Origin of the sequence: Serratia plymuthica (assembly GCF_018336935.1) — a bacterium.
GTDB lineage: Bacteria > Pseudomonadota > Gammaproteobacteria > Enterobacterales > Enterobacteriaceae > Serratia > Serratia plymuthica_B.
In genome coordinates this window covers 3,546,780-3,570,219 of the sequence record NZ_CP068771.1, presented here as the reverse complement: position 1 = coordinate 3,570,219, position 23,440 = coordinate 3,546,780, and the positions used below count along the sequence as shown (strand labels likewise).

Below are 23,440 nucleotides of genomic sequence, written 5' to 3'. Positions count from 1 at the left end.
GTCGCACACTCTGGAGGCTCAGGATGTTGGATTCATTCATCGTATTTATTTCCCAAGGCGCAGAGCTTGGCTCTTCCGCCAGCCACACGCCGCAGGCAGCCGTTGCCGCGGTGCTGTGCGCAGCACTGATTAATTTCTTCAGCTGAAAAAACGGCCGCATCAGCGGCCGTTTTTTTATGCATCAAATCACCCGCGAGAACTGCTGAGTACGCGCCTGCTGACGCAGATAGAGATCAAAGCACATGCAAATATTGCGGATCAGCAAACGACCGCGCGGGGTTACGCGAATGCCTTGTTCATCACGCTCCACCAGCCCATCGCGTTCAAACGGCGTAAGCAACTGCAGGTCTTCGGCAAAGTAAGCGGCGAAGTCGATGGCGAACTGCTGTTCTATCGCGCGATAACCCAACTGGAAATTGCAGATCAGCGTTTTAATCACTTCACGCCGCAAGCAATCGTCTTCCGTCATGGTCAAGCCGCGCCACAGCGCATTGCCCTGCGCCTCGACGCTGCCGTAATAAGCCTTCAGCTCTTTCTGGTTCTGCGCATAGCTGTCGCCTAACATGCTGATGGCGGAAACGCCCAACCCCAACAGATCGCTGTCGCCCTGGGTGGTGTAGCCCTGAAAATTGCGGTGCAGTTTACCTTCGCGCTGGGCCACCGCCAGCTCATCTTCCGGGCGAGCAAAGTGATCCATGCCGATAAACTGGTAACCGGCCTCAGTCAGAGAAGCGATGGTCTGCTGCAGGATATCCAGTTTCTGCCGTGCGCTTGGCAAGTCGGCGTCCTTGATCTTGCGCTGTGCCGCGAACAGACTCGGCAAATGCGCATAGTTGAACACGCTGAGACGGTCCGGGCTTAGCTCCGCCACCCGCTCCAGGGTGAAAGCAAAACTCTCCGGCGTCTGTTTTGGCAGCCCGTAAATAAGATCGATATTGGTGGAGTTAAATCCCAGCGCCTTCGCGCGGGCGATCAGGGCAAAGATAAATTCTTCATCCTGCTCGCGATTAACCAGCCGCTGAACCTCTTTATTGAAGTCCTGCACCCCCATGCTCAGGCGGTTGAAACCTTCGCTGCGTAAATGATCGAGTACGTCCAGTTCAATCTCACGCGGATCGACCTCGATCGACATTTCCGCATCGGGCAAGAAATCAAAGTGTTGCCGCAGCATCGCCGTCAATCTGCTGATTTGCGACTTACTGAGGTAGGTAGGAGTACCGCCGCCCCAGTGCATCTGGCCGACCTTACGCCCGGAAAATAACGGGGCGCGCTGGGCGATTTCACGCGCCAGCGCCGCCAGATACTCATCAGCCTTATGCGTCTGACGCGTTACCAGCTTGTTGCAGCCGCAGAAATAACAGAGTTTATGGCAGAACGGAATATGCACATACAGTGACAACGGACGCTCAGGATAACGAGCTGCGGCGCGTTGAAACGCCGCTTCGTCGTAACCCTGGTTAAACTCCAGCGCCGTGGGGTATGAGGTATAACGCGGCCCTGAATAGTTATATTTCTGGATCAGGGCCAGATCCCAGACAATTGCCTGCTCTGACATGCTCACTCCTTCCGATATTTTTTCCTACCGGGCCGGGAAATGGGCAGTTGTCTACGCTGTCTGGCCGCGGAAGCGCTGCGAAAACGCGTTTTGCGTTTGGACAGCCGCCATAGTTTACCGAATAACCACAGCAGATAACACATCAAGAGTAGGGCTATTACCAGGATCGGCCACATGGCACGTTAAAATACGTCTTTCGGGTTACCGCTTTTCAGCAGTTTCAGGATGTCTTCCTGCTTTTCTTCTTTTTCATCGTCTTCGTCGTCGCCCAGCTCAATGCCCAATTGCTCCATCAGCGCATCGATGCGATCCAGCGTCTGGTCAACGTAAGCCTGATCTTCGGCGTTCAGTGTCGCGCCGTCGTCGATACGATCCAGCAATGCATCCAAACGCTCATCATTTTCCAGCTTCGCCAGCTCTTCTTCCGGCGACAGGCGCGGTTTGGCTGCGGCCTTCGGCTTAGGCTGAGGTTTGGCTTTTGGTTTAGCTTCCGCCACCAGCGCTACCGGCACTTTGCTGCCAATACGCGGATCTTTGACCTGCGCCTCGGACTTGTTTTTCTGATTTGCAGACTCAACCTGGGTGCGAGAACCGGAAGCGAGACCACGGCGTTTTTTCAGGCGCTTGCGTTCACGGGCTTCCTGATCGAGCTCCACACGGCTTTTCTTTTTCGATTTCGACGTCGCCGCGCTGCTGCGTGGGGCGCGAGGTGCTTTTGATGGCTGGTTCATAGCGTACGCTCTTAGGTATGTAGATTCAGTATAGAGATGCTATACGATTGCGGCGGAATCTAGCAGAAAGCGGACAAAGAAAAAAGGCGGCAGGTTAAACCTGCCGCCTATTTCTCACCCTCTTTCGAAGGATATTCCTGCCACGCGCTCCATGCGTACACTCAACATCCTGGTTTTTCCCTCTGCTATAAACGCACTCCCTGCTACTACGTCCTTCATCCTGAAAGGGAAATCGTCCATGGCGCAATCCGTTCGCATCCACTCTTCCTGAGTGCGCTTCCTGCGGGCATCCTAATTGCAATAACTTCACCATCCTTGTGTTGTTCACACATTCAGGTGCAAACAAGGCATTCCTGCTGAGGTCATCCTGGCACTCATGGCACTTCCCGTGCGCTCCCTGAGATTTGTCACCCTTCCCGAATGTTCCTTACTCCTGCACAGCCTTGTGCTGCAATCTACTTTACGCGATTGAGAAGGGCACTCAAGGTATCTGCCACGGAATGCCTATCATCAGTCACTCAGAAAAATATTAACTTTTTGTTTTTCAATAGAAAGAATAAAAATCACTTTCGAATAAAGCGACATTACCCACTATTCGAATGGCAAATGTCTCACACACCCAAGGCGACGTGAGTGCCACGCCCTGCTGGCCCGGCGCTTAAAAACAGAGAAACACACCATTTTTGCCGCTGATGCAGTTATAATCGCCAACCAGTTAGCCATCCTCGCGGAGACGAAAAATTTTGACCAGCAAGAATTACAATTATCATGTGACCCATTTCGTCACCAGTGCGCCCGATATTCGCCACCTTCCGGGGGATGAAGGTATTGAAGTTGCCTTCGCCGGCCGCTCTAATGCCGGTAAATCCAGCGCGTTAAATACCCTGACCAATCAAAAAAGTCTGGCGCGTACCAGTAAAACGCCGGGCCGTACCCAGCTCATCAACCTGTTCGAAGTCGAGGAAGGCATCCGCCTGGTCGACCTTCCGGGTTATGGCTACGCCGAAGTTCCTGAAGAGATGAAACGCAAGTGGCAGCGGGCGCTGGGTGAATACCTGCAAATGCGCAACTGCCTGAAAGGCCTGGTGGTACTGATGGATATCCGCCACCCGCTGAAAGATCTCGACCAGCAGATGATTCAATGGGCAGTCGATGTTGGCACGCCAGTGCTGGTTCTGCTGACCAAAGCGGACAAACTGGCCTCCGGCGCGCGCAAGGCGCAGCTCAATATGGTACGCGAGGCGGTAGTGCCGTTTATGGGCGATATCCAGGTAGAAGCCTTCTCCTCGCCGAAAAAAATCGGTGTCGACAAGCTGAGCCAGAAACTGAATACCTGGTTTAACGAGATCCCGCCGGAAGTGTTACCGGAAGACGACGCTGCCGGCGAGTAACCAGCCGCAGATGTCGCAAGAGCCGATGTGGAAACGCATCGGCTTTTTTATGCCTGTTATTCATGGCAGTAGAGGATTTTCGTTATCTAATTACAGTTTTGACAAAAATCCATCATAAATTCTTATGACGACTTATCGGCAACGACAGAACTGGCGGGCAATAGCAGAGGAGCGTCGGAGGATGAGATGCGGGTGAGAATAGGAAAAAACTATGGACTGGTGTTGTTTTTACAATAAAAAACGCCCCAGTCAATACTGACTGGGGCGGCTAAATATTCAGCCAAATCCGATTACGTGAAGTAAAAGGTCTGAAAGATAGAACATCTTACCTCTGTACCCTACGCCTGTAACTCTACATGATTTTTTCGCAGTGCAAAAGAATTTTTTGTAGTTTACTTACACAACTTAGTGCGCAATAACGGCGAGGTTGGGGAAACAATCGCCGTATCTTGTAGCTAAATTACGAAAAGTGCTTAGGTTATCGCCAGTTAGCGCCTCAGAGAGGGATTAACGGGTGAGCAACCGCGTTATCAATGGGCTTCATCCCAGTTGGCACCCACGCCGACGTCCACTTTCAGCGGCACCGCCAACGTCATGCTGTTTTCCATCAACTCGCGGATGCGCTGGCTGGACGCTTCAATCACTGACTCATGCACCTCGAACACCAGTTCATCGTGCACCTGCATGATCATGCGCACCAATGGCTCATCCTGACCTTGCAGCCAGGCGTCCACCTCAATCATCGCACGCTTGATGATATCGGCAGCCGTCCCCTGCATCGGGGCGTTGATCGCCGCACGTTCGGCGGCCTTGCGGCGCATGCCATTGCTGGAACTGACGTCCGGCAGATAGAGGCGGCGACCATCCAGCGTGCTGACATAACCCTGTTCGGCAGCCTGCTGGCGGGTGCGTTCCATATACTCCAGCACGCCTGGGTAACGCTCGAAATAAAGATCCATATAGCGCTGCGCTTCGCCACGCGGGATCCCCAACTGACGCGCCAGACCGAATGCGCTCATGCCATAAATCAGGCCAAAGTTAATTGCCTTGGCGCTGCGGCGCTGCTCATTCGTCACCTTGTCGAGCGGCAGGCCAAACACCTCGGCGGCGGTAGCCCGGTGGATATCTTTACCGGCCGCAAAGGCCTTCAGTAAACCCTCGTCCTGCGACAGATGAGCCATGATGCGCAGTTCAATCTGTGAGTAGTCGGCCGCAACGATGCGGTAGCCTTCAGGAGCAATAAATGCCTGCCGGATGCGGCGCCCTTCGTCGTTACGCACCGGAATGTTCTGCAAGTTCGGATCGCTGGAGGAGAGGCGCCCGGTGGCCGTCACCGCCTGATGATAGGAGGTGTGCACCCGCCCGCTGAACGGGTTAATCATCAGCGGCAGTTTATCGGTATAGGTGGTTTTTAGCTTCGCCAGGCCACGGTATTCCAGAATCACCTTCGGCAACGGATAATCCAGCGCCAACTCGGCCAGCACCTCTTCGTTGGTCGATGGCGCACCGCCTGGGGTTTTCTTCAGTACCGGCAGCTTTTGCTTTTCATACAAGATCGCCTGCAGCTGTTTGGTCGACGCAAGGTTAAAAGGCTCTTCCGCCAGTTCATGCGCCTGAATTTCCAGTTCGGCCAGACGCTTGGTCAACTCGATGGAGTGGGCGGCCAAAATACTTTGATCAATCAGCACCCCGGTGCGTTCGATATGCGACAGCACTGGCAGCAGCGGCATTTCAATCTCATTGAACACCCTCAGCAGCTCGGCGCTTTCTTTCAGCTGCGGCCACATCGCCAAATGCAACTGCAGCGTGACATCGGCATCTTCAGCCGCGTAAGGTGCCGCCTGCTCCAGCGCAATCTGGTTGAAGGTGAGCTGCTTTTTGCCCTTACCGGCGATCTCTTCAAAGGTAACGGTTTTATGGCCGAGATAGCGATCGGACAGACTGTCCATGTCGTGGCGCCCACCCACGCTGTCCAACACATAGGACTCCAGCATGGTGTCGAAGGCAATACCGCGCAGGGTGATGTCGTAACGCGCCAACAAGCCCATATCAAACTTCAGATTCTGGCCGACTTTCAGCGCTTTCTCGTCTTCCAGCAACGGTTTCAGCGTTTCCAGCACATAGGCGCGATCCAACTGCGCCGGCGCATCGAGATAATCATGCGCCACTGGCAGATAAGCGGCTTCGCCTGGCGCAATGGCAAAGGACAGGCCGATCAGGTTGGCAGTCAGGGTATCCAGGCCGTCGGTTTCGGTATCAAAGGCAAACACGTCGGCTTTTCTCAGCTTTTTGAGCCAGTCAGCGAAGGTCTCCTTGTCCAGTATAGTGACGTAGCCCTCTTGCGACAGCGTCGCTTCCGCAGCCACTTTTGGGGTGTCTGCGGCTACGCCGGCAGGCTTCACCGCACTGGCCGCTTTCGCGCCGGCGCCTTTTTTGCCTTCCAGCCAGATACCGGCTTCAACATCCGCCAGCCAACGTTTGAATTCGTACTGTTTGAACAACTGTTGCAGCGTGTCGACGTCTTGCGAAGAGACTTCGAGATCGGCGCAGGAAAGATCCAGCTCTACATCGGTTTTAATGGTCGCCAGCTTATAGGAGAGATACGCCACCTCTTTGTTCTGTTCCAGCTTGGCTGCCATGGTCTTGGCACCACGGAAGCTGAGCGTGGCGATGTTGTCCAGGTTGGCATAGAGTGCATCCAGCCCACCAAGCCCCTGTAACAGCGCCTGTGCGGTTTTCTCACCGACGCCAGGCACACCGGGGATATTATCCGAGGAGTCGCCCATCAGCGCCAGGAAGTCGATAATCAGCTCCGGCGGAATGCCGTACTTATCGCACACTTCTTGCGGACCAAGAATGGTGTTATTCATGGTGTTGATCAGCGTAACGTTCGGTGTGACCAACTGCGCCATGTCTTTATCACCCGTGCTGATCAACACCGAATGGCCGGCCTTTTCGGCTTCCAGTGCCAAGGTGCCGATAACGTCATCCGCTTCTACACCAGGCGTGACCAACAGCGGCAGACCCATAGCCTTGACCATTTTATGCAATGGCTCAATTTGAGCACGCAGATCGTCCGGCATCGGTGGGCGATGTGATTTGTACTCTGCGAACAGCTCATCACGGAAGGTTTTTCCCTTGGCATCAAACACCACCGCAACATGGCTTGGCTGGTACTGCAGCAGCAGGCTGCGCAGCATATTCAGCACGCCGTACATTGCCCCGGTCGGTTCGCCCGCGGAATTGGTCAGCGGAGGGAAGGCGTGATAAGCGCGGTAGAGGTAAGAGGAACCGTCAACCAGGATTAATGGGTTTTCTGCAATTTGGGCCATAACGTTTCTTTATCGTGATCGGACATAGTGGTAAGCATGCCATAGCTGACCGCCTGAGACGAACCTTAGCGTGCATTGCGGATGAAAATGATGTGATTATGCGAAGCGATCCGCAAGATCCTGTCTGTGGATAACTTTGTGCATAGAAAAGACACCAGATTATAACGATGCGTTTGTCGTTATAATTGAAAATAAAATTCCTATTTAAATCACAGTGTTAAATAGCGTTAATTTAACGAGGGGTATTTATCGACTTTTACACGATTTGTGGATATAACTTGCGCTCGATTTTAATCGCACCATTGATCAAATTTGGCACCTCAATTACCCTAGCACAAGATGAACAAGTTGCGCGAAAACGCAGCAAATGATTATTTCTTCAGCTATAGAAACTGTTGCCGGTAACGAGCACCTTCCCCCGATTGTTTCTGTTAGAATATTTTTTTGTTCATGCACAACGGCATGTAACACTGTTCTCACCTACCATCAGCCCATAACCATGCCAAGACTACTGTCCCCTGTTATTTTTATATTTTCTGCCTTGCTTGCCATTTTGGTGACCGTGCTGTGTTCGATCCCCATCGCATTCGCCGGCATCGTTAAGCTATTGATCCCTTATCCTGCCATCTGGCGACATATCTCCGCCTTTGCCGATTTTATGATGTGGTGCTGGTGTCAGGGATTGGCGCTGCTATTGCGCATTAACCGGCAGCTACACTGGGATATTCAAGGGCTGGAGGGGTTGGAACGTAAAAACTGGTATCTGCTTATCAGCAATCACGAAAGCTGGTCGGATATTGTCGTGCTGTGCGTGCTGTTCCGTAATCACATTCCAATGAATAAATACTTTCTCAAGCAACAGTTAGCCTGGGTGCCCTTTGTCGGCCTTGCCTGCTGGGCGCTGGATATGCCATTCATGAAGCGCTATTCACGTGGCTATTTGCTCAAACATCCGGAAAAACGCGGTAGAGATATCGAAACCACACGACGCTCCTGCGAGAAATTCCGCAAGCGCCCAACCACTATCGTCAATTTTGTGGAGGGTTCTCGCTTTACTGAAGCCAAGAAAATTAAAACCCGCTCCCCTTATCACAATTTACTCGCCCCAAAGGCGGCCGGCATTGCTTTTACGCTCAGTGCGTTAGGCAAGCAGTTCGATAAAGTGTTAAATGTCACCCTGCTTTATCCAGAGAATAGCGAACGGCCTTTTATGGATATGCTGTGCGGCCGGTTAAAGCGCATTGTGGTGAGAATTGAGCTTCTGCCCATCGATGAAAACCTGCATGGCGATTACTTTAACGACAAGCTCTTCAAGCGGCGTTTCCAGCTGTGGCTGAATACGTTGTGGCAGGAAAAAGACAAACTGTTGGATAAGTTAAAGCGGCAATATCGTTAAAAAAAACGCCGGCTGAGCCGGCGTTCTTCACGTTCAATTTCAGTTATTTCTGCTGGCTGAGGAATTTGACCACGTCGGCGAATTGCTTCACGTAAGCATCCATCGAGCTGGTGTCCAGACCGTCATTTTTAACCATAAACTTACCGTTAACAAATACTGCCGGGACGCCGCGCAGTTGCAGATCTTCCGCCGCTTTTTCCTGTTGAACCACCAGGGATTTCACAACGAAGCTGTTCCATGCCGCATCGTAGTCTTCAGCGCTCACGCCCGCTTTGACAAACACGTTACGGATATCATCTGGAGTTTGCACGGTCTGAGTTTTCTGTACGGCTTCAAACATCAGCGGGCTCACTTTATCTTCCACACCCAGCGCCATCGCAACCGCCCAGGCCTGAGTCAGCTGTTTACCCAACGGCCCCAGAAACTCAACGTGGTATTTGGTCATTTTGGTGCCTGCAGGCAGCGCTTTTTTCACATTCTCGGAAACGTGATAAACCTGCTCGAACTGATAGCAGTGCGGGCAATAGAAGGAAAAGAACTCCAGTACCTGAGGTTCACCGGTCACCGGTTTGTCCAGGGTTACATACTGAGAACCATCGCTAAACTGCGCAGCCGAGGCACTGAATGCCATTACCATGCCAACGAGTGCCAACCATATTTTCTTCATAAGACTAAACTCTCCATTATGTTAAAGCTTCAATACATTGGCATCAGCTGCAGAGGGGGTTCCTGCAACAGCTTAACCTGTTCAGTGAATGCCGCAGTCTGAGATAACCAGAAATCAGACTCCGCCATCCACGGAAAACTTTTAGGAAATGCGGGATCCTGCCAACGGCGAGCTACCCATGCCAGGTAGTACACCATTCGCATGGCACGCAGCGGCTCGATCAACGCCAACTCACTCTGATCAAACTCGGCAAACTCTGAGTATGCCTCCAGCAAAACGTCCAGTTGCATCAGGCGATCACGGCGCTCACCGTGCAACAACATCCACAGATCCTGTACCGCCGGTCCATTACGCGCATCGTCAAGATCAACAAACAGCGGGCCATCACGCCACAGGATATTGCCCGGGTGGCAATCGCCGTGCAAACGCCGCGGCTGCCAGTCCAGATGCCAATGCTGTTTTATCGCCTCAATCAGAGCGTCCGTCGCGGTCAGGAAGCTGTCGCGCTGTGCCTTGGGCAACAGTGTGCAGCCAGCCAGCACTTCACGCGGTGCGGTGAGGTATTCCTCAATCCCCATAGTAGGACGCTCCACAAACAGGCTTTCACTGCCCACCTGATGAATACGCCCCAGAAAACGGCCAACCCACTCCAGTTGATCGAGATTGTCGATCTCATACTGCCGCCCGCCAACGCTGGGAAATACGGTAAAAAAGAAACCGCCGTGAGTATGTAGCGTATTGCCCTGCAGGGCCAGTGGCGCAACAGCAGGGATCTCTGCCTGAGCAAGATCCCCGGCGAACCGGTGTTCTTCAATAATTTGCGCCGCGCTCCAACGTTCGGGGCGATAAAACTTCACCACGTAGCGCTTACGATCTTCGTCCATAAACTGGTAGACGCGGTTTTCATAACTGTTCAGCGCCGTTAGCCCGGAATCTACACGCAGGCCAACCCCTTCCAGCGCATCCATGATCAGATCGGGCGACAGGGTTTGAAAATTAAAAGCAGAGTTGTTCATAACAACATTCAGTTTCATTGGGTGACAACACTGTGCCGGGAATGAGAAATAGTAGCATTAATGACAAATTTCACGAGTACTGGTTCACCCTACCGCACAAATGCTAATCCTTTATAACGCCCCGAGCGCGCAGCAAGGCCGTTTTAAAGTCTTCTTCGTAATCCTTTTTCAGCCCTGGGATTTGTTCCGTGCCGGCGCTGCCGCGCATTTTCAGGTGGTAGATCAGAATATCATCACTCAGTTCAGCCAAATCACCCTGAAAACCGGCCTCCTGCGCCAGCTTTTGCAAAAACTGAATCAGATTGAGATCCGGATCTTCCTGCCAGGCCGGATGTAACAGCTCAATCAGTTCGTTTACGCGGTGCGTTTTCATCGCAATATCGTCCAATAGAATGAATAAGCACACAAAGTAACAGGCTTACCAACGCAGTGAAAGAAGCAGCTTGTCAATAAAGGTAAATCCTGATGCCACACCGGCTTTAGCGCTACAATCAGGACGTTAGCCACAATGCAGGATGAGAAATATGCACGAGGACATTACCGGCATTATTCTGGCCGGTGGGCGCGCCACGCGAATGGGCGGGGAAGATAAAGGCTTGGTTCAGGTTGCCGGAATACCGCTGTATAAACACGTTCTTGCCCGGCTACGGCCGCAGGTAGGCCCGATTGCCATCAGCGCCAACCGTCATCAGGCCCGCTATCAGGAAAGCGGTCTGCCGACGATCGGTGATTTAACGGCTGACTTTCCCGGCCCTTTGGCCGGTATACTGGCCGGCCTGAGATATGCCACCACTAAATGGGTCGTATTTGTTCCCTGCGACGTGCCCGATTTTCCCACCACGCTGGTTGAACAACTCTGGCAGCAAAAAGGCCAGTCACTGGCCGCCTATGCCAGCGACGGGGAGCGAGCGCACCCAACTTTGGCGTTGTTGCATACCAGCCTCGCGCCTCAGTTGGCGAGTTATCTGGCTCGAGGGGATCGAAAACTGATGCTGTTCCTGGACGCAGCAGGCGCACACCAGGTGCCGTTCACGGGCCAGCAAGCGGCTTTCCATAACCTGAATACGCGAGAAGACTGCCAGCGCTGGCAGCAGGAAAAAGGATTCACCCATGAATAACCCTCTCCCTCCTTTACTGGGCATTGCCGCCTATAGTGGTACAGGTAAAACCACGCTGCTTAAACAGCTAATACCGTTACTGAGACAGCGGGAAATCCGCGTTGGGCTGATTAAACACACGCATCATGATATGGATGTAGATACGCCTGGCAAAGACAGTTATGAATTACGTAAGGCAGGTGCCGATCAAACACTGGTTGCCAGCGATCGTCGGTGGGCACTGATGACAGAAACACCAGAGCAATTGCCACTTGATCTGCACTATCTGGCCAGCCGATTTGATCGTGACAAGGTGGATGTGATTTTAGTGGAAGGGTTTAAACATGAGCCGGTGAGCAAGATCATTCTATATCGTGAAAATATAGGCAGACCGCTGGAGGATATGCTGGATAAGTTTGTCATTGCGGTAGCCAGCGATCGGCCTGTTGCTGGGGTTACATCTTTGGATCTAAACCAGCCTGATACAATAGCTGCGTTCATAGTCGAGTGGTTGAAAGGCGCAGCGTAGCTGCGCCCGCTATTCCCTGACCCAAAAGCAAAAAGCCCCATGCTTTCGCATGAGGCTTTCGACTTTGTTTGATGCCTGGCAGTGTCCTACTCTCGCATGGGGAGACCCCACACTACCATCGGCGCTACGGCGTTTCACTTCTGAGTTCGGCATGGGGTCAGGTGGGACCACCGCGCTATTGCCGCCAGGCAAATTCTGTTTCATTCCAACCGCTTCACTCTCGTGTCGCCATCGAAACCAATCTCGGAACTTCGCTGAAAATCTCTCAAATCAAAACACCTTCGGTGTTGTAAGGTTAAGCCTCACGGATCATTAGTACTGGTTAGCTCAATGCATCGCTGCACTTACACACCCAGCCTATCAACGTCTTAGTCTTAAACGTTCCTTCAGGGGCCTTAAAGGCCCAGGGAAGACTCATCTCGAGGCAAGTTTCGCGCTTAGATGCTTTCAGCGCTTATCTTTTCCGCACTTAGCTACCGGGCAGTGCCATTGGCATGACAACCCGAACACCAGTGGTGCGTTCACTCCGGTCCTCTCGTACTAGGAGCAACCCCTCTCAATCTTCCAACGCCCACGGCAGATAGGGACCGAACTGTCTCACGACGTTCTAAACCCAGCTCGCGTACCACTTTAAATGGCGAACAGCCATACCCTTGGGACCTACTTCAGCCCCAGGATGTGATGAGCCGACATCGAGGTGCCAAACACCGCCGTCGATATGAACTCTTGGGCGGTATCAGCCTGTTATCCCCGGAGTACCTTTTATCCGTTGAGCGATGGCCCTTCCATTCAGAACCACCGGATCACTAAGACCTACTTTCGTACCTGCTCGAGCCGTCACTCTCGCAGTCAAGCTAGCTTATGCCTTTGCACTAACCTCACGATGTCCGACCGTGATTAGCTAACCTTCGTGCTCCTCCGTTACTCTTTGGGAGGAGACCGCCCCAGTCAAACTACCCACCAGACACTGTCCTCACCCCGGATTACGGGGCCGAGTTAGAACATCAAACATTAAAGGGTGGTATTTCAAGGTTGGCTCCACGCAGACTGGCGTCCACGCTTCAAAGCCTCCCACCTATCCTACACATCAAGGCTCAATGTTCAGTGTCAAGCTATAGTAAAGGTTCACGGGGTCTTTCCGTCTTGCCGCGGGTACACTGCATCTTCACAGCGAGTTCAATTTCACTGAGTCTCGGGTGGAGACAGCCTGGCCATCATTACGCCATTCGTGCAGGTCGGAACTTACCCGACAAGGAATTTCGCTACCTTAGGACCGTTATAGTTACGGCCGCCGTTTACTGGGGCTTCGATCAAGAGCTTCGCCTTGCGGCTGACCCCATCAATTAACCTTCCAGCACCGGGCAGGCGTCACACCGTATACGTCCACTTTCGTGTTTGCACAGTGCTGTGTTTTTATTAAACAGTTGCAGCCAGCTGGTATCTGCGACTGGCTTCAGCTCCGAGAGCAAGTCTCTTCACCTACGCGCCAGCGTGCCTTCTCCCGAAGTTACGGCACCATTTTGCCTAGTTCCTTCACCCGAGTTCTCTCAAGCGCCTGGGTATTCTCTACCTGACCACCTGTGTCGGTTTGGGGTACGATTCTGTGTTACCTGATGCTTAGAGGCTTTTCCTGGAAGCTTGGCATCAACTACTTCTGCACCGTAGTGCATCGTCATCACGCCTCAGGGTTGAATAAGAGAACGGATTTACCAATTCTCTCCCCCTACACGCTTAAACCGGGACAACCGTCGCCCGGCTAGCCTAGCCTTCTCCGTCCCCCCTTCGCAGTAACACCGAGTACAGGAATATTAACCTGTTTCCCATCGACTACGCCTTTCGGCCTCGCCTTAGGGGTCGACTCACCCTGCCCCGATTAACGTTGGACAGGAACCCTTGGTCTTCCGGCGAGCGGGTTTTTCACCCGCTTTATCGTTACTTATGTCAGCATTCGCACTTCTGATACCTCCAGCAACCCTCACAGGCCACCTTCAACGGCTTACAGAACGCTCCCCTACCCAACAACGCTAAGCGTCGCTGCCGCAGCTTCGGTGCATGGTTTAGCCCCGTTACATCTTCCGCGCAGGCCGACTCGACCAGTGAGCTATTACGCTTTCTTTAAATGATGGCTGCTTCTAAGCCAACATCCTGGCTGTCTATGCCTTCCCACATCGTTTCCCACTTAACCATGACTTTGGGACCTTAGCTGGCGGTCTGGGTTGTTTCCCTCTTCACGACGGACGTTAGCACCCGCCGTGTGTCTCCCGTGATAACATTCTTCGGTATTCGGAGTTTGCATCGGTTTGGTAAGCCGGGATGGCCCCCTAGCCGAAACAGTGCTCTACCCCCGAAGATGAGTTCACGAGGCGCTACCTAAATAGCTTTCGGGGAGAACCAGCTATCTCCCGGTTTGATTGGCCTTTCACCCCCAGCCACAAGTCATCCGCTAATTTTTCAACATTAGTCGGTTCGGTCCTCCAGTTAGTGTTACCCAACCTTCAACCTGCCCATGGCTAGATCACCGGGTTTCGGGTCTATACCTTGCAACTATTCGCCCAGTTAAGACTCGGTTTCCCTACGGCTCCCCTATACGGTTAACCTTGCTACAAAATATAAGTCGCTGACCCATTATACAAAAGGTACGCAGTCACACCACGAAGGTGCTCCCACTGCTTGTACGTACACGGTTTCAGGTTCTATTTCACTCCCCTCGCCGGGGTTCTTTTCGCCTTTCCCTCACGGTACTGGTTCACTATCGGTCAGTCAGGAGTATTTAGCCTTGGAGGATGGTCCCCCCATATTCAGACAGGATGTCACGTGTCCCGCCCTACTCATCGAACTCACAGAATGTGCATTTTAGTGTACGGGACTATCACCCTTTACTGTGCGACTTTCCAGACGCTTCCACTAACACACAAACTGATTCAGGTTCTGGGCTGTTCCCCGTTCGCTCGCCGCTACTGGGGGAATCTCGGTTGATTTCTTTTCCTCGGGGTACTTAGATGTTTCAGTTCCCCCGGTTCGCCTCGTATGGCTATGTATTCACCATACGATAGTGTGTCGAAACACACTGGGTTTCCCCATTCGGGTATTGCCGGTTATAACGGTTCATATCACCTTACCGACACTTTTCGCAGATTAGCACGCCCTTCATCGCCTCTGACTGCCTAGGCATCCACCGTGTACGCTTAGTCACTTAACCTCACAACCCGAAGATGTTTCCATCGTTCGCATTGCTACATTTGAGAGACTCTATGACAGGTTAATCCTTATCCCAATACATCTACGGAGGGATAAGTTTCAGCTGTCATGTTTCAATTTTCAGCTTGTTCCAGATTGTTAAAGAGCAATATCTTAAACACGACTCGCAAGAGTCATCTTTAAGATGTTTTCGGTGATGACTCACCGGTGATAATGTCTTTCACTCATTATCGGATTGGCGTCCCCAAGGGGATTCGAACCCCTGTTACAGCCGTGAAAGGGCAGTGTCCTAGGCCTCTAGACGATGGGGACACGAAAATCCGATTAAACTGAACGTTTTAATCGGTTCGTATCAGCATGAGTCAGAGACTCATTACATCAACAGGTAGCGCTTTTGCTCATTACTTTTTCATCAGACAATCTGTGTGAGCACGCCACGCGAATCAATATCATTAGGTAAGGAGGTGATCCAACCGCAGGTTCCCCTACGGTTACCTTGTTACGACTTCACCCCAGTCATGAATCACAAAGTGGTAAGCGCCCTCCCGAAGGTTAAGCTACCTACTTCTTTTGCAACCCACTCCCATGGTGTGACGGGCGGTGTGTACAAGGCCCGGGAACGTATTCACCGTAGCATTCTGATCTACGATTACTAGCGATTCCGACTTCATGGAGTCGAGTTGCAGACTCCAATCCGGACTACGACGTACTTTATGAGGTCCGCTTGCTCTCGCGAGTTCGCTTCTCTTTGTATACGCCATTGTAGCACGTGTGTAGCCCTACTCGTAAGGGCCATGATGACTTGACGTCATCCCCACCTTCCTCCGGTTTATCACCGGCAGTCTCCTTTGAGTTCCCGACCGAATCGCTGGCAACAAAGGATAAGGGTTGCGCTCGTTGCGGGACTTAACCCAACATTTCACAACACGAGCTGACGACAGCCATGCAGCACCTGTCTCAGAGTTCCCGAAGGCACTAAGCTATCTCTAGCGAATTCTCTGGATGTCAAGAGTAGGTAAGGTTCTTCGCGTTGCATCGAATTAAACCACATGCTCCACCGCTTGTGCGGGCCCCCGTCAATTCATTTGAGTTTTAACCTTGCGGCCGTACTCCCCAGGCGGTCGATTTAACGCGTTAGCTCCGGAAGCCACGCCTCAAGGGCACAACCTCCAAATCGACATCGTTTACAGCGTGGACTACCAGGGTATCTAATCCTGTTTGCTCCCCACGCTTTCGCACCTGAGCGTCAGTCTTTGTCCAGGGGGCCGCCTTCGCCACCGGTATTCCTCCAGATCTCTACGCATTTCACCGCTACACCTGGAATTCTACCCCCCTCTACAAGACTCTAGCTTGCCAGTTTCAAATGCAGTTCCCACGTTAAGCGCGGGGATTTCACATCTGACTTAACAAACCGCCTGCGTGCGCTTTACGCCCAGTAATTCCGATTAACGCTTGCACCCTCCGTATTACCGCGGCTGCTGGCACGGAGTTAGCCGGTGCTTCTTCTGCGAGTAACGTCAATGCAATGTGCTATTAACACACTACCCTTCCTCCTCGCTGAAAGTGCTTTACAACCCTAAGGCCTTCTTCACACACGCGGCATGGCTGCATCAGGCTTGCGCCCATTGTGCAATATTCCCCACTGCTGCCTCCCGTAGGAGTCTGGACCGTGTCTCAGTTCCAGTGTGGCTGGTCATCCTCTCAGACCAGCTAGGGATCGTCGCCTAGGTGAGCCATTACCCCACCTACTAGCTAATCCCATCTGGGCACATCTGATGGCGTGAGGCCCGAAGGTCCCCCACTTTGGTCCGTAGACGTTATGCGGTATTAGCTACCGTTTCCAGTAGTTATCCCCCTCCATCAGGCAGTTTCCCAGACATTACTCACCCGTCCGCCGCTCGTCACCCAGAGAGCAAGCTCTCTTGTGCTACCGCTCGACTTGCATGTGTTAGGCCTGCCGCCAGCGTTCAATCTGAGCCATGATCAAACTCTTCAATTTAAAAGTTCGATTTGCTTCAACTCGTGAAGCGATGCTCAAAGGTTACTAAATGAATTTTACTTCAGTAGTCACTCTTCAAGACTTGATATTTTTTCGAACCCGAAGGTTCTGGATATCGTCTTGTGGAGTGCCCACACAGATTGTCTGATAAATTGTTAAAGAGCAGTGAGTTAGCCGCCGTAGCTTGCTATCTCGAGGTGGCGTATACTACGCTTTTCACCCGAAGAGTCAAGCGTTTATTTCGCTTTTCTCTTACCGACCTGGCGACGCGTTCTCGTTAGAGGAGTCGTTGTTCCCGGTCAGTGGAGGCGCATTATAGGGAGTTCTCAGAAGGCCGCAACCCCTAAATGCAAAAAACTTTTCAAGCGCGGTTTTTTTCGGCAAAACGCTGCACAAGCCAGCGATTTCGTCACTTTTTCCGGCAAACAGCCACAAAAGCTGGCGATCCGTAGAGTAAAATAAGAATAACGATGTCAGTAAGGACCCGCAGCCATGCAATTTAATGCTCAACAACAGGCCGCCCAACGCAACCTTTCTTATCTACTTGCAGAGAAACTCGGCCAACAAATTCTGGCAGGCGATTATCAGGCGGGCAGTATCTTGCCTGGAGAGATGGAACTGGGAGAACAATTCGGCGTTAGCCGCACGGCAGTACGCGAAGCAGTAAAGATGCTGGCAGCCAAAGGTATGCTGTTGCCACGCCCGCGCATCGGTACCCGGGTGATGCCGCAAAGCCAGTGGAATTTCCTCGATCAGGATTTATTGACCTGGTGGATGACCCGGGAAAACTTCGATCAGGTGATGCAACACTTTCTTATATTGCGCACGTCATTGGAACCGCAGGCCTGCTCGCTAGCTGCGGCCAACGCCAGCGCTCAGCAAACTGCACAGTTGGCCGAATTGATGGCGGAGATGCGTGCGCTGCACACCCAATTTGACCGCGAGCGCTGGATCCAGGTCGATACCCAATTCCACCAGCTTATCTATGAAGCCAGCGGCAACCCGTTCCTGACATCATTTGCCAACCTGTTCAGTTCGGTGTATCAAAGTTACTTCCGCGCCATTACCGGTAATGAAGTGATTAAGCTCCAACACCATCAGGCCATCGTAGATGCGATACTGGCCGGTGACGGCCCCCAGGCGTTAGCCGCATGCCAGGTTTTACTTAAAGAGAAAGACTAACTCATCCCCTACTTATATATAGAGAAGAAAGATGAGAGAGACGGATACGACAGTTAACCAGGACCGACAATGACCAAATCCGCGCGCAGTATGGCAGGGCTACCCTGGATCGCCGCAATGGCGTTCTTTATGCAGGCGCTGGACGCCACTATCCTCAACACCGCATTACCGGCGATCGCCCACAGCCTGGATCGCTCGCCGTTGGCGATGCAGTCCGCCGTAATCAGCTATACGCTGACGGTCGCCATGCTGATCCCGGTCAGCGGTTGGCTGGCGGACCGCTTCGGCACTCGCCGGGTATTTATCCTCGCGGTGTCGCTGTTTACCCTGGGTTCATTGCTGTGCGCGCTTTCCCCTACGTTAAGCGTGCTGGTGACCTCACGCGTCATTCAGGGGATCGGCGGCGCGATGATGATGCCGGTAGCGCGTCTGGCGCTGTTGCGCGCCTATCCGCGCAGCGAACTATTACCGGTACTGAACTTCGTGACCATGCCGGGGTTGGTTGGGCCAATCATGGGGCCGCTGCTGGGCGGCTGGCTGGTGACCTACGCCACCTGGCATTGGATTTTCCTGATTAATATCCCGATTGGCCTGCTCGGCATCTTCTATGCGCGTAAATATATGCCGGACTTCACCACCCCCAAGCGCCGTTTCGATCTCATCGGTTTTATTTTGTTTGGCCTGAGTCTGGTGCTGGTTTCCACCGGGCTTGAGCTGTTCGGCGAACGGGTACTGGCCAGCTATATCTCGCTGGGTATCCTGCTGAGCGGCGTGGTGATGCTGTTCGGTTATATCGCTCATGCCCGCAGGCATCCCCAACCGCTGATTGGTCTGGATTTGTTCAAGACTCGCACCTTCTCGGTGGGCATTGCCGGCAACGTCGCCTCGCGCCTGGGCACCGGCTGTGTGCCGTTCCTGATGCCGCTGATGCTGCAAGTGGGCTTCGGTTATTCTGCAATTATCGCCGGCTGCATGATGGCGCCGACTGCCGTCGGTTCGCTGATGGCAAAATCCACCGTCACACAGGTGCTGCGCTGGTTTGGTTATCGCAAGACGTTGGTTGGCATCACTGTGATTATCGGCATGTTGATTGCCCAGTTCGCGCTGCAAAGCCCGGGGATGCCGCTGTGGTTGATGATCTTGCCGCTGTTCGTTCTTGGCATGGCGATGTCTACGCAATTCACCGCCATGAACACTATCAGCCTGGCGGATTTAAACGATGCCAACGCCAGCTCCGGCAACAGCGTGCTGGCAGTCACCCAACAGCTTTCCATCAGTTTCGGCGTGGCGATCAGCGCAGCCGTGTTGCGTTTCTACGAATCGATGTCGATCGGCACCATGATCGATCATTTCCACTACACCTTTATTACCATGGGGATTGTCACCGTCGCGTCGGCGTTTGTCTTCATGCTGTTGAGAAGGAAGGATGGCCGCAATCTGATCGGCGGCCGGGAAGCGAAGAAAGAAGCGAAAGCGGCAGGCTAGCGGTAGCCGACCGAAGCACGTTCCACCAGCTCAGGGGTCAGCACCAGAACCTGAGCTTCCCGTTCCGGATTCTGCAGGCGGTTGATCAGCGCATCAATCGCCAATTCCCCCAGCGAATCTTTCGGCTGATGAATGGTACTTAACGGCGGCGCCAGATATTTGGCCAGTTCGATATCATCGTAGCCCATCACCGCCATGTCCTGCGGTACCGACAACCCGGCCTGGTATAGCGCCTGATAGGCGCCTACCGCTACCGCGTCGTTACCGGCGAATACCGCATGCGGCGGTTCGGCCAACGCCAGCAGCCGTTTCATCGCGGCAACGCCACCTTCAAACTCAAAGTCGCAGTGCACTTCGTATCCGGGCAATATCGCCAGCCCGGCGCGTTGCATGGCGCTGCGGTAGCCTTCCAAACGATGGCGTGCGGTGGTTTTATCCTGCGGGCCGGCGATGCAGGCGATTTTGCGATAACCGCGGGCAATCAGGTGATCGGTCGCCATCTCCCCACCGAGCAGCGAGTTATCCTGAATAATGTCGTTGGCCCCTTCGAACGGTGCCCAGTCCATCATCACGATAGGCAGTGACGGATAGCGGCTCAGCGCGTCCTGTGACGGCCGATGATTTTCGGTGCACATCAACAGCAGGCCATCGACGCGTTTTTGCAACAGCGTTTCCATGCTGCGGTTCATGCGCGCGGCATCCTCTTCGGTATTGCACAGGATCAGGCTGTAGCCGCGCTCGTAGCAACTGCGCTCAACGCCACGCACCACTTCGGCATAGAACGGGTTGTTGCTGGAAGTCACCAGCATGCCAATGGTGCGCGTCTGGTTGAGCTTCAGGCTGCGCGCCAGCGCGGAGGGCGCATAGTTCAAGTGTTCTACGGCCGCCATGACCTTGTCGCGCACGCTGTCGCTGACAAAGCGATTGTTATTGATAACGTGTGAAACCGTCGAGGTTGAAACGCCCGCCAGGCGAGCGACATCTTTCATGGTGGCCAAAGGAATTACTCCTGCTGCTGCAAGAAGGCGTCGATCTCTTCACGCCAGGGAACGGAGGGCTGAGCGCCGGGACGAGTTACCGCGATCGCCGCCGCCGCATGGGCGAAGCGCACCGCATCCGCCATGGTTTTACCTTCCAGTAGCGCCGTCACCAACGCCCCGTTGAAGGTATCACCGGCAGCGATGGTGTCTACCGCTTTAACCTTGAAACCGGGCACCAACTTACCGTTGCCGTTCTCACTCAACCAAACGCCACGGCTGCCAAGGGTAATGATCACCGTGCCGATGCCTTTATCGTGCAAGGCTTGCGCCGCACGCGCCGCGTCATCATCATTAGCGATAGCTATGCCGGTGAGGCGCTGGGCTTCCGTTTCATTTGGCGTAATCATATCGACCATCGCCAGCAGTTCATCCGGCAGCTCACGCGCCGGCGCCGGATTGAGGATCACCTGCGTTTGATGGTGCTTCGCCAGACGAGCGGCGGCCATCACCGTCTCCAGCGGCGACTCGAGCTGCATCAGCAAAGCATCGGCCTGGATCACTTTCTGCTGATAGCGCGCCAGATAGTCGGGCGTTACGGCGGCATTGGCGCCGGCATCGATGCCGATCACGTTCTCGCCTTCAGCATTAACAAAAATCAGCGCCACGCCAGTGGTATTGTCGGCAATCGCCTCAATCGGTTGGGTATCAATGCGATCGGTCGCCAGTTGCAAGCGGATCCGTTCACCGATGTCATCTGCGCCGACGCAGGCTATAAAGGCGATATCCGCACCGCTGCGCCCTGCCGCCACCGCCTGATTCGCGCCTTTACCACCAAATGCCACCTTATACTGTTTCCCGATCACCGTTTCGCCCGGGTGGGGAAACTGCTCAATATTGAGGATATGGTCGGCATTGATACTGCCAAGCACCACCAGCTTACCTGTTTCCATCGCATTGATTCCTGAATTGCGCGCCATCGTCAGATGGCGCGGGTATGGCTTATTTAGTGACCAGTTTCAAATCAACCGGGATGGTTGCCGGCACTTTCTCGCCTTTCAATACTTTATCCGCCGTTTCCACGCCAATCACGCCGATTTGATCCGGACGCTGCGCGACGGTCGCCGCCAACTTGCCGCCTTCAACCGCTTTCACGCCGTCGGCGGTGCCGTCGAAGCCTACCACGACCACATCGGTTTTACCGGCGGTTTGCAGCGCGCGCAGTGCGCCCAGCGCCATTTCGTCGTTCTGCGCAAACACCGCCTGCACGTCCGGATGCGCAGTCAGCAGGTTCTGCATTACGTTCAGGCCCTTGGTACGGTCGAAATCTGCCGGCTGGCTGGCCAGCAGTTTGAATTTGTTCTGATCCAGCGACTGTTTGAACCCTTCGCCACGCTCGCGGGCGGCGGAGGTGCCGGCAATCCCTTCCAACTGGATCACTTTAGCGTCTGTACCCGCTTTTTTAGCGATAAAGTCGCCGGCCATTTTGCCGCCAACGCGGTTATCCGAAGCGATATGGCTGACCACCTCGCCCTTGCTTGCCACGCGATCCAGCGTAATGACCGGGATTTTGGCCTGATTGGCCATCTTGATGGCGTTACCCACCGCATCGGAATCCGTCGGGTTAATCAGCAGCAGTTTGGGCGCCTGCACCATCAGATCCTGCACGTTAGCCAGTTCTTTCGCCGGGTTGTTCTGCGAGTCCAGCACCACCAGGTTATAGCCCAGCTTGTTGGCTTCCTGCTGCGCCCCTTCTTTCATGGAAACGAAGAATGGGTTATTCAGGGTGGACACCACCAGCGCGATGGTGTCTTTCGCCAACGCGTTAGCGCTCAGGGTGGCGGTCAGAGCGAAGGCCGAGGCCAGGATTGCCAGTTTTTTCATTTTCATCATCGTGATTCCTGTAGGGGAGGTTACTTGTTGCTTTTGTTATCTACCAGAACCGCCAGCAGTATCACCACTGCCTTCACGATCATTTGGTAGTAGGAAGAAACACCCAGTAAATTCAGGCCGTTGTTCAGGAAGCCGAGGATCAGCGCCCCGATCAGCGTGCCTACGATGCGGCCCTTGCCGCCCGCCAGGCTGGTGCCGCCCAACACGACGGCCGCGATGGCGTCCAACTCATAGCCGGTACCGGCAGTCGGCTGCGCAGAAGACAGGCGCGCCACTTCGATAACGCCGGCCAGCGCCGCCAGCAGCCCGCACAGTGAATAAACGATAATCTTCACTTTATCGACGCTAATGCCGGAAAGGCGGGTCGCCGCTTCGTTGCCGCCCAGGGCATAAATATAGCGACCCAGGCGAGTGTGGTGAAGCATGTACCAGGCGGCGATAAACACTATCGCCATAATCCAGATCGGGGTTGGCACCCCCAGCGGGCGGCCGATACCGAACCAGCCGAAGGTATCGGCCACATCGGTAAAGCCGGTATTCACCGGGCTGCCGTTGGTGTACACCATGGTGACGCCGCGCAGCAGCAACATCATCACCAAAGTGGCAATAAATGCCTGTACCTTGCCTTTGGCGACAATCACGCCGGTGCAGGCGCCCACCGCAGCACCCAACGCCAGCGCCGCCGCAACGGCCACCACCGCGTTGATTTCAAAACCGACGATCGACGCCGCCACCGCACCGGTCAGCGCCAGCAGCGATCCCACCGACAGATCGATACCGGAAGTCAGGATCACCAGCGTCATCCCCACCGCCATAATGGCGTTTACCGAAGTTTGCTGGAGAATATTGAACAGGTTGTTCAGGGTGAAAAAATTCGGGCTCATTGAAGAGACCACGGCAATCAGCACCAACAGAGCAATCAGGGACTTTTGCTCTAACAGCCACTCTTTACTGAACCAGCGCTTTGCGACACTCTGGGAACTCATATCTGA

The 23,440-nt window shown here is 53.7% G+C and carries 17 protein-coding genes, 1 tRNA gene and 3 rRNA genes; 7 read left to right on the top strand and 14 right to left on the bottom strand.

The window, feature by feature from the left end; genetic code table 11:
- Positions 1 to 23: 23 nt before the first annotated feature.
- Entirely contained in the window at positions 24 to 146 is a 123-nt protein-coding gene (locus JK621_RS16635; protein WP_006320185.1) for a YshB family small membrane protein, read from the top strand.
- A 35-nt stretch (positions 147 to 181) separates the two neighbouring features.
- Here the strand turns inward: JK621_RS16635 and hemN are convergent, their stop codons facing one another.
- The gene (gene hemN, locus JK621_RS16630; RefSeq protein ID WP_212556898.1) at positions 182 to 1,555 is read right to left on the bottom strand and encodes an oxygen-independent coproporphyrinogen III oxidase; all 1,374 of its coding nucleotides are present in this window, start codon (positions 1,553 to 1,555) and stop codon (positions 182 to 184) included.
- Positions 1,556 to 1,737: 182 nt separating this feature from the next.
- The gene (gene yihI, locus JK621_RS16625) at positions 1,738 to 2,286 is read right to left on the bottom strand and encodes a Der GTPase-activating protein YihI (protein ID WP_212556897.1); all 549 of its coding nucleotides are present in this window, start codon (positions 2,284 to 2,286) and stop codon (positions 1,738 to 1,740) included.
- 743 nt (positions 2,287 to 3,029) lie between these two features.
- Here yihI and yihA point away from each other — a divergent pair.
- On the top strand, positions 3,030 to 3,677 hold the full coding sequence (yihA, locus tag JK621_RS16620; protein ID WP_004953443.1) for a ribosome biogenesis GTP-binding protein YihA/YsxC: 648 nt from the start codon (positions 3,030 to 3,032) through the stop codon (positions 3,675 to 3,677).
- 530 nt (positions 3,678 to 4,207) lie between these two features.
- Here the strand turns inward: yihA and polA are convergent.
- Entirely contained in the window at positions 4,208 to 7,009 is a 2,802-nt protein-coding gene (polA, locus tag JK621_RS16615) for a DNA polymerase I (RefSeq protein WP_212556896.1), read from the bottom strand.
- Positions 7,010 to 7,508: 499 nt separating this feature from the next.
- On the opposite strand from polA, the gene JK621_RS16610 reads away from it, so the two are divergent.
- The gene (locus JK621_RS16610) at positions 7,509 to 8,405 is read left to right on the top strand and encodes an acyltransferase (RefSeq protein ID WP_212560216.1); all 897 of its coding nucleotides are present in this window, start codon (positions 7,509 to 7,511) and stop codon (positions 8,403 to 8,405) included.
- A gap of 43 nt (positions 8,406 to 8,448) precedes the next feature.
- On the opposite strand, the gene dsbA is transcribed toward JK621_RS16610, so the two are convergent.
- The 3 genes from dsbA to JK621_RS16595 all read right to left on the bottom strand — a co-directional run bounded on the left by dsbA (position 8,449) and on the right by JK621_RS16595 (position 10,461).
- Positions 8,449 to 9,072 carry a thiol:disulfide interchange protein DsbA gene (gene dsbA, locus JK621_RS16605; RefSeq protein ID WP_004953465.1) on the bottom strand — a complete coding sequence of 208 codons (624 nt, stop codon included), beginning with the start codon at positions 9,070 to 9,072 and terminating at the stop codon, positions 8,449 to 8,451.
- 29 nt (positions 9,073 to 9,101) lie between these two features.
- Positions 9,102 to 10,088, bottom strand: coding sequence for a serine/threonine protein kinase (locus tag JK621_RS16600; protein WP_212556895.1), 987 nt, complete (start codon positions 10,086 to 10,088; stop codon positions 9,102 to 9,104).
- Positions 10,089 to 10,191: 103 nt separating this feature from the next.
- Positions 10,192 to 10,461: a YihD family protein gene (locus JK621_RS16595; protein WP_004953469.1), complete on the bottom strand. Its 270-nt coding sequence runs from the start codon at positions 10,459 to 10,461 to the stop codon at positions 10,192 to 10,194.
- A gap of 151 nt (positions 10,462 to 10,612) precedes the next feature.
- Between JK621_RS16595 and mobA the strand changes: the two genes are divergently transcribed.
- Positions 10,613 to 11,206 carry a molybdenum cofactor guanylyltransferase MobA gene (gene mobA, locus JK621_RS16590; protein ID WP_212556894.1) on the top strand — a complete coding sequence of 198 codons (594 nt, stop codon included), beginning with the start codon at positions 10,613 to 10,615 and terminating at the stop codon, positions 11,204 to 11,206.
- Positions 11,199 to 11,714, top strand: coding sequence for a molybdopterin-guanine dinucleotide biosynthesis protein MobB (mobB, locus tag JK621_RS16585; RefSeq protein WP_212556893.1), 516 nt, complete (start codon positions 11,199 to 11,201; stop codon positions 11,712 to 11,714). The genes mobA and mobB overlap by 8 nt, the downstream gene beginning before the upstream one ends.
- 73 nt (positions 11,715 to 11,787) lie before the next feature.
- On the opposite strand, the gene rrf is transcribed toward mobB, so the two are convergent.
- The 4 genes from rrf to JK621_RS16565 form a co-directional block, all read right to left on the bottom strand.
- A 5S ribosomal RNA gene (rrf, locus tag JK621_RS16580) occupies positions 11,788 to 11,903 on the bottom strand.
- Positions 11,904 to 12,005: 102 nt separating this feature from the next.
- A 23S ribosomal RNA gene (locus JK621_RS16575) occupies positions 12,006 to 14,913 on the bottom strand.
- Between the two features lie 235 nt (positions 14,914 to 15,148).
- A tRNA-Glu gene (locus JK621_RS16570) sits at positions 15,149 to 15,224 on the bottom strand.
- A gap of 145 nt (positions 15,225 to 15,369) precedes the next feature.
- A 16S ribosomal RNA gene (locus tag JK621_RS16565) occupies positions 15,370 to 16,911 on the bottom strand.
- The 16S, 23S and 5S rRNA genes sit together here with 1 tRNA gene alongside, the layout of an rRNA operon.
- 492 nt (positions 16,912 to 17,403) lie before the next feature.
- On the opposite strand from JK621_RS16565, the gene JK621_RS16560 reads away from it, so the two are divergent.
- Both JK621_RS16560 and mdtD read left to right on the top strand, forming a co-directional pair.
- Entirely contained in the window at positions 17,404 to 18,093 is a 690-nt protein-coding gene (locus tag JK621_RS16560; protein ID WP_212556892.1) for a FadR/GntR family transcriptional regulator, read from the top strand.
- A 69-nt stretch (positions 18,094 to 18,162) separates the two neighbouring features.
- Positions 18,163 to 19,578, top strand: a complete 1,416-nt coding sequence (gene mdtD / locus JK621_RS16555; protein ID WP_212556891.1) for a multidrug transporter subunit MdtD — start codon at positions 18,163 to 18,165, stop codon at positions 19,576 to 19,578.
- Here the strand turns inward: mdtD and rbsR are convergent.
- The 4 genes from rbsR to rbsC are packed head-to-tail and all read right to left on the bottom strand — an operon-like array spanning position 19,575 to position 23,434.
- Positions 19,575 to 20,576, bottom strand: a complete 1,002-nt coding sequence (gene rbsR, locus JK621_RS16550) for a ribose operon transcriptional repressor RbsR (RefSeq protein WP_212556890.1) — start codon at positions 20,574 to 20,576, stop codon at positions 19,575 to 19,577. The two genes, mdtD and rbsR, sit on opposite strands and share 4 nt — an antisense overlap.
- Before the next feature lie 5 nt (positions 20,577 to 20,581).
- A complete protein-coding gene (rbsK, locus tag JK621_RS16545) occupies positions 20,582 to 21,508 on the bottom strand; it encodes a ribokinase (RefSeq protein WP_212556889.1) in 927 nt (308 codons plus the stop codon).
- Positions 21,509 to 21,557: 49 nt separating this feature from the next.
- Positions 21,558 to 22,445, bottom strand: coding sequence for a ribose ABC transporter substrate-binding protein RbsB (gene rbsB / locus JK621_RS16540; protein WP_212560215.1), 888 nt, complete (start codon positions 22,443 to 22,445; stop codon positions 21,558 to 21,560).
- A 23-nt stretch (positions 22,446 to 22,468) separates the two neighbouring features.
- Positions 22,469 to 23,434, bottom strand: a complete 966-nt coding sequence (gene rbsC / locus JK621_RS16535; RefSeq protein ID WP_004950441.1) for a ribose ABC transporter permease — start codon at positions 23,432 to 23,434, stop codon at positions 22,469 to 22,471.
- Positions 23,435 to 23,440 lie beyond the last annotated feature (6 nt).